We start from the raw sequence: 13,388 nt of genomic DNA on the forward strand, positions 1-13,388 counted from the left end.
TATTATCCGCAATGTAAACGTTACCATTTAAAACCCCATTCCATGACTATAATGTGCCTTTTCGCCTTTAAATAAGAATAGTCATCTTGTGTAAACGATACCATTTATTCAGACTCGATCACGCTTTCATGCCGTTTGATGTGCTATTTTTTAGCGATGATTTTTTTATTTTGACGCTGACCAGGATGCGACATGCAAAAATTCAACCCGGCCGATCATCCCCATCGCCGTTACAATCCCCTGACCGACCAATGGATTCTGGTTTCACCTCACCGGGCCAAACGTCCCTGGCAGGGTGCGCAGGAAACGCCCGCGGTAAATGCCCTGCCGTCACACGATCCAGACTGTTTTCTGTGTGCAGGAAATACGCGCATTACCGGCGATGTGAACCCGGATTACAAAGGTACGTACGTTTTCACCAATGACTTTGCTGCGCTGATGACGGATACGCCGGATGCGCCCGAAAGCGATGATCTCCTGATGCGTTGCGAAAGCGCGCGCGGCACCAGCCGCGTGATTTGCTTTTCGCCCGATCACAGTAAAACGTTGCCTGAAATGTCCCTGAGCGCGCTGGAAGAGGTCGTGCGCACCTGGCAGGAACAGACCGCAGAGCTGGGTCAGCATTATCCGTGGGTGCAGGTGTTTGAGAACAAAGGCGCCGCCATGGGCTGTTCGAATCCGCATCCGCATGGCCAGGTCTGGGCCAACAGCTTCCTGCCTAACGAGGCCCAGCGCGAAGATGACCATCAACGTCAGTACTTTGCAAAAACCGGCTCGCCGCTGCTGGTGGATTACTGTGCGCGTGAACAACAAGACGGCAGCCGCACCGTAGTGGAAACCGAGCACTGGATCGCCGTGGTGCCGTGGTGGGCCGCCTGGCCCTTTGAAACCCTGCTACTGCCCAAAGCGCACGTGAAACGCATGACCGATTTGAGCGAGGCGCAACGCAACGATCTGGCGAAAGCCCTTAAGCTGCTGACAAGCCGCTATGACAACCTGTTCCAGTGCGCCTTCCCTTACTCCATGGGCTGGCACGGTGCGCCGTTTAACGGCGAGGAAAACGCCCACTGGCAACTTCATGCCCATTTTTATCCGCCGCTGCTGCGTTCAGCCACGGTGCGCAAATTTATGGTCGGCTACGAGATGCTGGCTGAAACCCAACGCGATTTAACCGCGGAGCAGGCAGCAGAACGTCTGCGCGCCGTGAGTGACATTCATTTCCGTGAGGCACAACAATGAGCTTAAAAACCATCACGCAGCAGGTCTTTACCGACACCTTTGGCTATGCGCCCACTCACACGATTCAGGCACCCGGCCGCGTCAACCTGATTGGCGAGCATACGGATTATAACGATGGTTTCGTTTTGCCTTGTGCCATTGACTACCAAACCGTTATCGCCTGTGCCAGACGCGACGATCGTCAGGTACGCGTTGTGGCCGTGGATTACGATCAGGCGCAGGACAGCTTCTCACTGGACGATCCCATTACCAGCGTGAGCGAGCCGATGTGGGCAAACTATGTGCGCGGCGTGGTGAAGCATTTACAGAAGCGCGCGCCTGATTTTAACGGCGTGGATATGGTGATTAGCGGTAACGTGCCTCAGGGCGCGGGCCTCAGCTCCTCTGCCTCGCTGGAAGTGGCCGTCGGGACCGTTTTTCAGCAGTTGTTCAACCTGCCGCTGGATGGCGCCGCCATTGCGGTAAACGGTCAGGAGGCGGAGAACCAGTTCGTGGGCTGTAACTGCGGCATTATGGATCAGCTGATTTCCGCGCTGGGGCAAAAAGATCATGCCATGCTGCTGGATTGCCGCTCACTCGGCACCAAACCGGTTTCCCTGCCGGAAGACGTGGCCGTGGTGATCATTAACTCTAATTTCCGCCGAAACCTGGTGGGCAGCGAATACAATACCCGCCGCCAGCAGTGTGAAACCGGTGCGCGCTTCTTTAATAAGAAAGCACTACGCGATGTCGGCCTGGCGGAATTTGAGGCGGCGGTCGCGCAGTTAGATCCTGACGTCGCGAAGCGCGTGCGCCATGTCATTACCGAAAATGCCCGTACGCTGGAAGCCGCAGAGGTGCTTTCGCGTGGCGATTTAACGCGCATGGGGGAACTGATGGCGGAATCGCATGCCTCAATGCGTGATGACTTTGAAATCACCGTGCCGCCTGTCGACACGCTGGTTGAAATTGTTAAAGCCGAGATCGGCAATCGTGGTGGTGTCCGTATGACCGGTGGCGGCTTCGGGGGCTGTATCGTTGCGCTGATGCCGCTTGAGCTGGTTGATCAGGTGCAGGCCGCCGTCGCCAGCCAGTACGAAGCTAAAACGGGCATCAAGGAGACCTTCTACGTGTGTAAAGCTTCAGAAGGAGCAGGTCAATGTTAAGCGATGTCAATTCCCATGCGCCGGATGGTCAACCATGGCGCATCACCGTGCTGCGTAATGCGCACGGAATGGTGGCCACCTTTATGGACTGGGGAGCAACCTGGCTGTCGGCGCGCGTGCCACTTCAGGACGGCAGCGTGCGCGAGGCCCTCTTAGGCTGTGCCACGCCGTCCGATTATCTGCATCAGGATGCCTATTTGGGGGCGACCGTTGGCCGTTACGCTAACCGTATCGCCGGGGCAAAACTCAATACCCTTAACCGACAACTGCTCGCCAACCAGGGTGAGCATCAGTTACACGGTGGTCCGGACGGGTTCGATAAACGCCGCTGGCAGATTATCAGCCAGTCAGAAAACGAAGTGCATTATCGTCTGGATTCGCCTGACGGCGATCAGGGCTATCCGGGAAATCTGATCGCGGATTTGCGCTATGTGCTGGATGACGATAACTGCCTGTCCATCCACTATGAAGCCCGATGCGATCAACCCTGTCCGGTGAATCTCACTAACCATGCTTACTTTAATCTTGATGCGCATCATGGCGATGCGCGCCAGCATCGCTTACAACTGCACGCCGATCGTTATCTGCCCGTCGATAGCGAGGGTATTCCCAACGGCCCGCTGAAAGCCGTGGACGGCACCAGCTTTGACTTCCGTCAGGCCAAAAGCCTGGCGCAGGATTTCCTTGCCGATGCCGATCAACAGGCGGTTAAAGGCTACGATCATGCCTTTCTACTTAACAGCGCGGGCGATGCAAGCCAGCCCGCAGCAGCGTTATGGTCGCAGGACGGCAAGCTGCAGTTAAGTGTAACGACGTCGGCCCCTGCCCTGCAGTTGTACAGCGGCAACTATCTGGCTGGCACGCGCGCCCGGGAGCAGGAAAGCTATACTGCTTACCAGGGGATTGCGCTGGAGAGTGAGTTTTTACCCGATTCGCCCAATCATCCCGAGTGGCCACAGGATGATTGCTGGCTGCAGCCGGGGGATCGTTGGGAATCCGTTACGCGCTATCGTTTTACCTCACACTGAGCCGCCGGGTGAAAAACGCGCAGTGCGTCACAGACAGACTTACGCAGTGCGCTGTTTTCCGCTATGGTAGAGCGCAATGGTCGGCCAGCGGGCTGGCGACAACAGGTTTCCATTATCTCAGAAACATCAAGTATTAAGGAGTTAAGCTATGGCTGTAACTAAGCTGGTTCTGGTGCGACACGGCGAAAGCCAGTGGAACAACGAAAACCGCTTCACCGGATGGTATGATGTAGACCTTTCTGACAAAGGCCGTACCGAAGCTAAAGCAGCCGGACAGCTGCTGAAGAAAGAAGGTTTCGTGTTCGATTTCGCCTACACCTCCGTGCTGAAACGCGCCATCCATACCCTGTGGAATATTCTGGATGAGCTGGATCAGGCCTGGCTGCCCGTTGAAAAATCCTGGCGTCTGAACGAGCGTCACTATGGTGCGTTACAGGGGCTCGATAAAGCTGAAACCGCCGCTAAATATGGTGACGAGCAGGTCAAACAGTGGCGTCGTGGCTTCGCCGTGACCCCGCCGGAGCTGGATCGCAGTGATGAGCGTTTCCCGGGACACGATCCGCGTTATGCGTCATTGTCCCCTGAGCAACTGCCCACCACGGAAAGTCTGGCACTGACCATCGATCGCGTTATTCCTTACTGGAACGAAAGTATCCTGCCACGTATTAAAAGTGGTGAGAAAGTGATTATCGCCGCACACGGCAACTCACTGCGCGCGCTGGTGAAATACCTGGATAACATGAGCGAAGACGAGATTCTTGAGCTGAATATCCCTACCGGCGTTCCGCTGGTTTACGAATTCGACGAGAACTTCAAGCCCGTCAAACACTACTACCTGGGTGACGCCGATGAGATCGCAGCGAAAGCGGCGGCCGTGGCAAACCAGGGTAAAGCGAAGTAATGTACTGACCTGTAAAAAGGGCCAGACTGCGATGTCTGGCCCTTTTTTATGGCCTCACGGTTAACCGCGACGCTGTTTGACCGCATCGGCCAGCTGACGTAATACCTTTTCGGTATCTTCCCAGCCGATACAGGCATCAGTCACGCTCTTACCGTAAACCAGCGGTTCACCGCTTTCCAGGCTCTGATTGCCTTCCACCAGATGGCTTTCAATCATCACGCCAATGATGCCGCGCTCGCCATTGATCATCTGCTGTGCCACATCATCAGCCACCTGCATCTGCTTCTGGAACTGCTTGCTGCTGTTTGCGTGACTGAAATCGATCATCACCTGCTGCGGTAAGCCAGCCTTCTCCAGTCCGGCCTTCACGGCACTGACGTGGCTGGCGCTGTAGTTAGGTTCTTTTCCGCCGCGCAGGATGATGTGACAGTCGCTGTTGCCGCGCGTTTCCACAATTGCAGAGTGGCCATATTTGGTCACGGACAAGAAACAGTGCGGTGAACCGGCTGCGTTGATCGCATCAATCGCCACTTTAATGGTGCCATCGGTCCCGTTTTTAAAACCGACCGGGCAGGAAAGACCGGAAGCCAGTTCACGGTGCACCTGCGACTCTGTCGTCCTGGCACCAATAGCGCCCCAGCTCATCAGGTCAGCGACATACTGCGGCGTAATCATGTCCAGGAACTCACCCGCCGCAGGCAGGCCAGAATCGTTAATCTCCAGCAGCAGCTTACGCGCCAGGCGCAGGCCATCATTTAACTGGAAGGTGCCATCCATATAGGGATCGTTGATCAGCCCTTTCCAGCCAACGGTGGTACGCGGTTTTTCAAAGTAAACGCGCATTACCACTTCCAGCTCGCCCTTCAGCTGCTCACGCAGGTTTAACAGACGTGCGGCATACTCTTTTGCGGCCTCGGTATCGTGGATAGAGCAGGGTCCAATTACCACCAGCAGCCGATCATCGGCCCCGTTCAGGATCTTGTGAATGGCCTGACGCGCCTGAGAAACGGTTTGCGCGGCACGTTCGGTTGCAGGAAATTTTTCCAGCAGGGCAACGGGGGGCAACAGCTCTTTTATCTCTTTAATGCGTAAATCATCATTCTGGTAATTCATACTGATTCCATATAATTTCTGGCCCGGCGCGCGCCGGGCTCAACCCAGCCAATGTAGCCGGAAGCGCACAGGGTGTAAATTCTGAATCCATGTAAAATGCATGTGTAAAATTTGCATAAATGGGTTATGCGTCTAGACTTTTAAGGGTAACTACTGAGGATCGGTGGCTTACGTTTATTAATACCTGTCTTTAAGCTAACCAGCGGAATTTTATTTTGCTCAGGTCGCTTTTTGTCTGAAACCTGACAGCGGGTTAGAGACAGCAAATATCATTGATTAACGGGAGCATAATGATGAATAAGTTTGCACTAATTTTTCTGACGGCAGCGATGACTCTGGGCAGCGGCGCAGCAATGGCTGCCAACGGAAACTCTAACCAGGCTGCAGCAGCAGGTGCCGTTGCGGGCGGGGCGAATGAGAACCTGCCACCGAATAAAGTCGATAACAGCAAAATTAATAATACCGGTACTGAGATGTCGTCTCCAACCCGAGACAGCACCTCCAGCAGCAAGCATATGACCGCGAACGAAATTGATCAGAATAGCCAGTGTAAAGATGGCAAATGTCCTGATATCAACAAAAAAGTGCACACCAAAAAAGGTGGCGGCCACGTCAATACCAAAACTGACGGCACGACGCAGTAAAGTATACTGTGTGCATTATGAGGAGAGCCGCGGCTCTCCTTTATTTTATCCCGCTGCGACTTCCGCTATGCTGAGCCTGTGAAATTTACAGGGAAATGTTCATGGCCTCACTGCTTCTGATTGACGATCATCCACTGGTTGAAGTGGCGCTGGACGCGGCACTCTCGCAATCGCCTGTCCCCATTCAGCTTATTTCGGCCAGCAGCGAGCACGCCGCTCGCCCTTATCTCCAGCTTCCTCCGGATATCATTGTGCTGGATATCGGCCTGCCCGATGGCGACGGACTGGAGATTCTGCGCCGCCTGAAAGTGCACTTACCCGATTGTCCTGTACTGATCTATTCTGCCCAGCAAAGCAGCCACTACATCCGGCGTGCGCAGGCGCTGGGGGCGGCGGGTTATGTGGTGAAAAGCCAGCGGATGGCGCATTTACTCAGTGCCATTCTTGCCGTACTGGGCGGCCAGTCAGCCTTTCCTGAAGGCCACAGCAGCGAACCCGAATTACCGTTAACCAGTAAAGAGCGCCAGGTGCTGGCGTTGCTGGCCAGCGGCCTGTCCAACCTGCAAATTGCCGAACAGTTGCATATCAGTAATAAAACCGTCAGTACGCATAAAAAGAATATTCTGGAAAAAACCGGCGCGCGTTCTGTTGTCGAGCTGGCCGATCTGTGGAAAGCACAGCAGTGATACGCTGGTTACTTCTCCTGCTCCTGCTGGCGCCGCTGGCCCAGGCCGACGTGCGTCCGGTCAGCAGTATCAATCTGCCTATGATGATGCCGGTAAAAGGCGCAGAGCTGATGCAGGGCAAAGTGGTGCGTGTGGGCCTGCTGGATGAGAATACGGCGCCCTGGGCCATGCATGTGGGCAACGATCTGTACGGGATTGACGCCGATTATCTGGCGGCGCTGCACCAGTTAACCGGGGCGCAGTTCTCCCTTCACCTCTATGCCACCCAGCCGGCTCTGCTGAGCGCCCTGCAGGCGGGGCAGATTGATTTTGCGTTAGGCATGCTGGCCCCGCCCTTTCCCGCGGGCGCCGTTGCCAGCGACAGCTGGTTTAGCAGCCCGTTACGTATTTACCGTAATCAGCAGAACCAGCGTGCCGTCATGTTTAACAGTGATAATGCACAACTGGCGATCAGCGAGCAAACCCTGGCACAGCTTCCGCCTGCGCTGGCTGCCCGCCACCACTGGCGCACCTACGGCAGCGATCTTCAGGCGCTCTACACGCTGCTCAATCAGCAAAACGACTATGTGGTCGCCGATGAAACCAGCGCGGGATTTTTGCTGAGTCAGCTACAGCAGGGACAAATTTACCAAATCGCGTCGGGGATTGATGCCGGGCAACTGACTTTGCGCGCGGTTTCCCGCGATCCCGCGCTGATTGCGTGGCTGAATCAGAGCCTGCGCCAGTTACCCGCAGAGTTGATGAGCACGTTACAGGCGCGCTGGAGCAGCAGCCTGCCGCGGTATCAGGACACACAAACGCTGATGCTGAGCGCCAGCGAGCGGCAATGGATAGCAGCCCATCCCCAGGTTACCTACGCCGCTGAAGCCGATAACTATCCCTGGAGCTATCGCGACAGCAACGGCACGCCCCGCGGTTACGGTATCGATCTGCTCAATGCGGTCGCACAGAGCACCGGTTTACGTTTTACCCCGCACTGGGTCAGTAATCCGCAACAGGCGACCACGCTGCTGGCACAGCATCAGGTGATGTTACAGCTGATGCAACCGCTCAACGGTGAAACTCAAAGCACCAGCCTGCCCGTCTGGCGGGCACTCTGGGGTATTTACAGCCGCCAGCCCGCAGCCGGCTCTCACTGGAGCGATCTGGCAGGCAAACGTATTGGTATCCTGCAGGATGATCTGGCCCAGCGCCTCGTCCCTGACACCATCCCGGTTCAACGCTTTGCGGATCGCAACAGCCTGTACGACGCGCTGGCTACCGGTCAGATTGACGCGCTGGTCGATAACGTCCTGTCTGCGCGCTGGCGCATTGCCAGCCGTAACGATCCCCACATTCATCTGGCTTTCGCGGCCAGCGATATCGCCTGGCCTGTGGCCATCGGAGTGGCACCTGATGAGCCTGTTCTGCGTGGGCTGCTGGATCGCGCGTTACAGCAGATTCCCGTCGATACGCAAAACCAGATGCGCGATCGCTGGTCAATGCCGCCCCAGCCCGGCAGCGTGGGCGCGATGCGCGTGCTGCCCGTCGCGGTGTTGGCGGCGGCAGGCGTTGCTATTGTCGTGTTACTGCTGTTACTGGCCCGGCGTTACTGGCAGCAACGGCGGGATCGCCAACAGCGCGAACAGGCGGAACACGCGAATGCCATGAAGAGCCAGTTTTTAGCGACGGTCAGCCATGAGCTGCGAACGCCGATGCAGGCGATCCTGGGGCTACTGGAGCTGGAAAAACAGCAAAGCAGCCGTGAAAACCTGCAGCTTCTGTACCAGAGCGCGCAGTCCCTGATGACGTTGCTGAATGATTTGCAGGATCACGCGCGCATTGAAAACAACAGTTTCACCCTGTCGCCCCGCCCGCTGGCACTGGCACCCTGGCTGGCGCAGCAGCGCCATTTCTATCATCCGCTGATGCGGCCGGATGGCCCGCATTTACAGGTAGAGGCCCTGACGCCGCTGCCTGACGCGGTGATGCTGGATGCGGACCGCCTGCAGCAGATCGTCAACAACTTAGTAACCAATGCCTTTAAATTCACCCGGCACGGCCTGATCCGCCTGACGCTGTCGGCTACGGACAAATTGCAGTTAACCGTCAGCGACAACGGCAGCGGGATTCCCCCTGAAGAACAGCTCAGACTGTTCGATCCCTGGTACCAGGCCCCGTCGGGCAAAGCGCTTTCCGTTCAGGGCAGTGGCCTGGGGCTGTTTATTTGTCGGGAAATGGTGCAGCGCATGGGCGGTGAGATTCACCTGCATTCTCAGCCCGGCAAAGGCACCGAGGTCACACTTATCCTGCCGCTGATTCCCTGCGATAGCGTCCCTGAGGGCGATCCGGCCACGCTGCCAGGTTTTCCGCAACTGCGCGTGGCCGTAGTGGATGATCATCCGACAAACCTGATCGTGATGCAGCAGCAGCTGGCGCGCTTTGCGATTCAGGCGGACTGTTTTGAGCAGGGCCGCGACCTGTTGCTGGCCGATGCCCGGCGCCCTTACGACCTGCTGTTTATCGATCAGATGATGCCGCGCCCGGACGGTATGCTCCTGCTGCGCGTGTTGCGTCGTCGCCAGCGTCAGCGAGGCGGAAGGCCGTTGCGGGTGCTGTGCTCTGCTGATGCGCAGTTACTGAATGTACAGACTGAGCCGCATGAACGGGTGCTGATTAAACCGGTACAGCTACAGGATATCAGCGACCTGCTGACCGCCTTCCATGACGATCCGCTGGCCGCGCTGGATAACAACCTGTGGACACTGGCGCAGCAAAACGAGAACTATCTTAGCCGACTGGGCAAAACCTTACGTGATACCGTGGAGAAAGACATGGCACAACTGCGCGCGGCCATTGCCAGCGGTGACGAAAGACAGTTAGCCGAGTCCGCGCATCGCCTGAAAGGAAGCTGGCTGCTGATTGGCATTGATGAGGGCGTAGCGCTTTGTCAGAAGTTGACCGATCGCGCCAGACAGCATCACAACATCTCAGCAGAGTGGCAATTGCTGATATCATTGACCGAAAGATTACTACATAAACTGGACACGTATGGCACACACCCACTCTCATAGCGGTCAGGACACTAACCGTACGCGGCTGATGGCCGCGTTTGCCGTGACGGCACTCTTTATGGTGGCAGAAGTGATTGGCGGCTGGCTGTCGGGCTCGCTGGCGCTGCTGGCCGATGCCGGTCACATGCTGACCGATACCGCCGCCCTGTTAATGGCCTTACTGGCGGTTCAGTTTGCCAAACGCAAACCCAATGAACGTCATACCTTTGGCCTGCTACGTCTGACCACGCTGGCCGCGTTTGTAAACGCCCTCGCCTTAATCGGCATCACCATTTTGATTGTCTGGGAAGCGGTGGAACGGTTTACCCATCCGCAACCCGTCACAGGCGGCCTGATGCTCGGCATTGCGATTGCCGGCTTGCTGGCGAATATTCTGTCTTTCTGGTTGCTGCATCACGGCAGTGAAGAAAAGAACCTGAATGTGCGGGCGGCTGCGCTGCACGTCATGGGGGATTTGCTTGGTTCGGTGGGCGCGATTGTCGCCGCGGTGATTATTCTGTTTACCAACTGGACGCCCATTGACCCCATCTTATCCATCGTCGTGTCGATGCTGGTGCTGCGTAGCGCCTGGTCGCTGCTGCGGGAAAGTTTACATGAGTTGCTGGAAGGCGCGCCTGCGTCGCTGGATGTGAAGAAACTGCGGCGCGATCTGAAGCGGAACATTCCCGAGGTGCGCGATGTCCATCATGTACATGTCTGGCAGGTGGGCGAGCAACCGATCTTAACGCTGCACGTCCAGGTCATTCCACCGCGCGATCATGATGGCCTGCTGCGCCGCATCCACACGTACCTGCATGACCATTATCAGATTGAGCATGCTACGGTACAGATGGAGTTTCAGCCCTGCGTGGGCCCTGACTGTGAGCTGAACGGACAGGTCATTGAAGAGGGCCATCATCATGGCGGGCATTCGGATCATGCTGCTGAAACGTCCCATCAGCACAGTGATCATTCACCTCACCACAGTGACCACGTTCATCATCACAGCCATCATCACTGAGCCGAGAGCGCACGCGAACCCTGTTTGCGTGCGCTGATGATCCACATGCGTGAGCCGTTCAGCGCAATTAACGTCAGAATGGCGTACTCCAGCGACATCGCATACACCCCCTGACGGGCAAACACCATCACACTGATCACGTTGATGACCACCCACAAAAGCCAGTTTTCAACATACTTCCGCGTCATCAGCACCATTGCCACAATCGACAGCACCATCAGGCAGGCATCCCAGAAAGGGAAGGCGTCCGGCTGCAACGTCGGCATCGCCACCGTAAAACCCAGTGCATTCATCAGGGCCACCGCGGTACGGGTGAGAAAGGCAAACACCGGATCGATGTAGATCGTCATCAGCCCCACCGCTATAACGCAAACCGCCGCCCAGCCAATGGCCTTGGGCAGCGGGAGCCAGCGAATCGTTAACGCCGCCTGGTTATCAATGGTTTGTCGGCTCCAGGCGTACCAGCCATAAACGTTGGCCACAAAAAAGAACAGCTGTAACAGCAGGCTGGCATAGAGCTGAATCTGAAAAAATATCACCGCAAACAGCGTCACGTTTATCAGGCCGAACGCGTAGTTAGCGATTTTCTCCAGGCTGGCCAGCCAGATACATAACAGGCCCGCCAGGGTGCCAACGGCTTCAATCCAGGACAGATCGTACCCGGTCGCGCCCAACGGGATGTGAACTAAAATGTTTTGCGTGCTAAAAAAATCCATATCAGGCACCTGTCAACGACGCGGATTACGCGTTTCCTTTCACGTTATGTTTGAGGTCTGCTGCAAAGGATAGCATACGGTTTAGCGGCACCAGCGCGGCCTCGCGCAGCGCCGCGTCTACGTGGATCTCATGAGCCCGCCCACCCGACGTCAGCGCCTCGGCAATGGCCTGCAGTCCGTTCATCGCCATCCAGGGACAGTGCGCACAGCTTCGGCAGGTTGCGCCCTCACCGGCGGTAGGCGCTTCCAGCAATATTTTGTCAGGAACCGCCTGCTGCATCTTGTAAAAGATGCCGCGATCGGTGGCAACGATCATCTGCGGATGTGGCAAGGTTTTTGCCGCCTGAATTAGCTGGCTGGTTGAACCTACCGCATCGGCCAGATCCACAATCGCCTGCGGCGACTCGGGATGAACCAGCACTGCCGCATCCGGATACAGCGCTTTCATCCGCTGCAGCGCCTGAGTTTTGAATTCGTCGTGGACGATGCAGGCGCCCTGCCAGCATAACACGTCGGCCCCGCTTTTTTGCGTAACATAGCGCCCGAGATGCCGATCCGGTGCCCAGATGATTTTTTCCCCCAGGCTGTCCAGATGTTCAATCAGTTCGACGGCAATGCTGGAGGTGACAACCCAGTCGGCGCGCGCTTTTACCGCCGCAGAAGTATTGGCGTATACCACTACCGTCCGGTCAGGATGCGCATCACAGAAGGCCGTAAACGCCTCAATCGGGCAGCCCAGATCCAGCGAGCATTCGGCCTCCAGCGTCGGCATCAACACGGTTTTCTCCGGGCTGAGAATTTTGGCGGTTTCGCCCATAAAGCGCACGCCGGCCACCAGCAGCGTAGTGGCGGGATGCTGGCTGCCAAAACGCGCCATTTCGAGCGAGTCAGAGACGCAACCGCCGGTTTCTTCGGCTAAGGCCTGGATGTCCGGATCCGTGTAATAGTGCGCCACCATCACGGCGTTACGGGCTTTCAGCAGGGCTTTAATTTTTTCCCGGTAAAGCGTTTTTTGCTCGTCACTCAGCCGGGCGGGTTTAGGAGGAAAAGGATACACCGCATGTTCAGGATCAAAGATTGCGCTCATGACACCGCTCTCGTTCTGTAAAATTAACGAAAATAGCCGTTTCTGGCTTAACAGGACGTAAATACCGCCATCGTGTTTTATATGCTAAACACGATAGCGAAAAAGCAGCAGCCTGTCGCGTTTTATTTGGTCATGACGATGCAGAAAGCCCCACCAGACCGGGCTGAGGGGCTTCCAGTTGAAGCAAAAAGGCTTTGACCGTCAGGCCACCGGCAAATCCCGTCAGTTTTCCATTGGCCCCAATGACCCGATGACACGGTGCCACAATGGACAACGGATTTTTGCCGTTAGCAGCACCGACGGCACGTACCGCTGCCGGATGCCCAATCTGCTCGGCGATCTGGCGGTAACTGCGGGTTTCGCCAAACGGAATAGAAAGTAGCGCCTGCCAGACTTTTTTCTGAAATGCTGTGCCGTCCATATCCAGCGGTAAGTCAAAAACGCGGCGAGTGCCGGCAAAGTACTCACGTAACTGCGTTTCGGTTTCGCGTAAAACAGGATGATTATCGTCGCGCTCACGCGGCGACAACCGGGGATGTCTGCGCACTTCGTCCTGCCATAAAATGGCCGCCAGACCGCGATCGCTGGCGATCAGGGTCAGTTCGCCCACCGGCGTTATCACAGGTTTGCAGTAATACATGCTGTTCCCTCCATCACATTGCTGTCTGGCATTATCGCATTTTCGCCACGCGAAACTGGCTGTTTTCGGTCATTACAATAAACTGTTGTGCTGTCCGAAAACAGCCAGTCAATATCCAATGCCCGCGCTACGCTGT

12 protein-coding genes are annotated in these 13,388 nt (G+C 56.3%); 8 read left to right on the top strand and 4 right to left on the bottom strand.

Annotation, left to right across the window (positions count from 1 at the left end):
- Nucleotides 1-192 precede the first annotated feature (192 nt).
- The 4 genes from galT to gpmA all read left to right on the top strand — a co-directional run bounded on the left by galT (nucleotide 193) and on the right by gpmA (nucleotide 4,313).
- Nucleotides 193-1,239, top strand: coding sequence for a galactose-1-phosphate uridylyltransferase (galT, locus tag GC087_RS16190; RefSeq protein WP_039341534.1), 1,047 nt, complete (start codon nucleotides 193-195; stop codon nucleotides 1,237-1,239).
- Nucleotides 1,236-2,384: a galactokinase gene (galK, locus tag GC087_RS16195; RefSeq protein ID WP_006118490.1), complete on the top strand. Its 1,149-nt coding sequence runs from the start codon at nucleotides 1,236-1,238 to the stop codon at nucleotides 2,382-2,384. Before galT ends, galK begins: the two co-directional genes overlap by 4 nt.
- Nucleotides 2,378-3,412 (top strand): galactose-1-epimerase, encoded by a 1,035-nt coding sequence (gene galM / locus GC087_RS16200; RefSeq protein WP_006118489.1) that lies wholly within the window; start codon nucleotides 2,378-2,380, stop codon nucleotides 3,410-3,412. Before galK ends, galM begins: the two co-directional genes overlap by 7 nt.
- A gap of 148 nt (nucleotides 3,413-3,560) precedes the next feature.
- Nucleotides 3,561-4,313 carry a 2,3-diphosphoglycerate-dependent phosphoglycerate mutase gene (gene gpmA, locus GC087_RS16205; RefSeq protein WP_006118488.1) on the top strand — a complete coding sequence of 251 codons (753 nt, stop codon included), beginning with the start codon at nucleotides 3,561-3,563 and terminating at the stop codon, nucleotides 4,311-4,313.
- A gap of 60 nt (nucleotides 4,314-4,373) precedes the next feature.
- On the opposite strand, the gene aroG is transcribed toward gpmA, so the two are convergent.
- The gene (gene aroG, locus GC087_RS16210) at nucleotides 4,374-5,426 is read right to left on the bottom strand and encodes a 3-deoxy-7-phosphoheptulonate synthase AroG (protein WP_324028705.1); all 1,053 of its coding nucleotides are present in this window, start codon (nucleotides 5,424-5,426) and stop codon (nucleotides 4,374-4,376) included.
- A 290-nt stretch (nucleotides 5,427-5,716) separates the two neighbouring features.
- On the opposite strand from aroG, the gene GC087_RS16215 reads away from it, so the two are divergent.
- The 4 genes from GC087_RS16215 (at nucleotide 5,717) to zitB (ending at nucleotide 10,809) form a co-directional block, all read left to right on the top strand.
- Nucleotides 5,717-6,070: a YbgS-like family protein gene (locus tag GC087_RS16215; protein ID WP_006118479.1), complete on the top strand. Its 354-nt coding sequence runs from the start codon at nucleotides 5,717-5,719 to the stop codon at nucleotides 6,068-6,070.
- Between the two features lie 101 nt (nucleotides 6,071-6,171).
- Nucleotides 6,172-6,756, top strand: a complete 585-nt coding sequence (locus GC087_RS16220; RefSeq protein WP_006118477.1) for a LuxR C-terminal-related transcriptional regulator — start codon at nucleotides 6,172-6,174, stop codon at nucleotides 6,754-6,756.
- Nucleotides 6,738-9,809 carry a hybrid sensor histidine kinase/response regulator gene (locus GC087_RS16225; protein ID WP_324028706.1) on the top strand — a complete coding sequence of 1,024 codons (3,072 nt, stop codon included), beginning with the start codon at nucleotides 6,738-6,740 and terminating at the stop codon, nucleotides 9,807-9,809. The genes GC087_RS16220 and GC087_RS16225 overlap by 19 nt, the downstream gene beginning before the upstream one ends.
- Entirely contained in the window at nucleotides 9,787-10,809 is a 1,023-nt protein-coding gene (zitB, locus tag GC087_RS16230; RefSeq protein WP_033737748.1) for a CDF family zinc transporter ZitB, read from the top strand. The genes GC087_RS16225 and zitB overlap by 23 nt, the downstream gene beginning before the upstream one ends.
- On the opposite strand, the gene pnuC is transcribed toward zitB, so the two are convergent.
- From pnuC to GC087_RS16245, 3 genes are all read right to left on the bottom strand, one after another.
- Nucleotides 10,803-11,525 (bottom strand): nicotinamide riboside transporter PnuC, encoded by a 723-nt coding sequence (pnuC, locus tag GC087_RS16235; RefSeq protein WP_324028707.1) that lies wholly within the window; start codon nucleotides 11,523-11,525, stop codon nucleotides 10,803-10,805. The genes zitB and pnuC overlap by 7 nt on opposite strands.
- Before the next feature lie 25 nt (nucleotides 11,526-11,550).
- Nucleotides 11,551-12,612, bottom strand: coding sequence for a quinolinate synthase NadA (gene nadA / locus GC087_RS16240; RefSeq protein ID WP_006118473.1), 1,062 nt, complete (start codon nucleotides 12,610-12,612; stop codon nucleotides 11,551-11,553).
- A 130-nt stretch (nucleotides 12,613-12,742) separates the two neighbouring features.
- Nucleotides 12,743-13,252: a methylated-DNA--[protein]-cysteine S-methyltransferase gene (locus GC087_RS16245; RefSeq protein ID WP_058701088.1), complete on the bottom strand. Its 510-nt coding sequence runs from the start codon at nucleotides 13,250-13,252 to the stop codon at nucleotides 12,743-12,745.
- Nucleotides 13,253-13,388: the final 136 nt, after the last annotated feature.

The organism is Pantoea sp. JZ2, assembly GCF_035191405.1.
Taxonomy (GTDB): Bacteria; Pseudomonadota; Gammaproteobacteria; order Enterobacterales; family Enterobacteriaceae; genus Pantoea; species Pantoea stewartii.